Source organism: Peptacetobacter sp. AB800, from assembly GCF_047807365.1.
In the GTDB taxonomy this organism is placed as follows: domain Bacteria; phylum Bacillota; class Clostridia; order Peptostreptococcales; family Peptostreptococcaceae; genus Peptacetobacter.
The window spans coordinates 1-249 of sequence record NZ_JBLOUI010000120.1 but is presented as its reverse complement, the minus strand read 5'-3'; the positions used below and the strand labels follow the sequence as shown (position 1 = coordinate 249).

The 249-nt window shown below is 38.2% G+C and carries 1 rRNA gene; it reads left to right on the top strand.

The features are described from left to right. A 16S ribosomal RNA gene (locus tag ACK2WN_RS12415) occupies window positions 1-88 on the top strand; the annotation flags it as partial. Between the last annotated feature and the right edge of the window lie 161 nt (window positions 89-249).

Below are 249 nucleotides of genomic sequence, written 5' to 3'. Positions count from 1 at the left end.
GGAGAAGTCGTCGAAGGTGGAATCAATAACTGGGGTGAAGTCGTAACAAGGTAGCCGTATCGGAAGGTGCGGCTGGATCACCTCCTTTCTAGGGAGAATTATCTGCTGTTCGGTTTTGAAGGTTCATTCCTTCAAAACTGTACTTTGAAAACTACATATATATTATGATATGACATCATTTATTTCCTTAATGTGATAAATAAGGACGACAACCTTACTAAAAAATGTCAAATGTAACTGGTCAAGTTA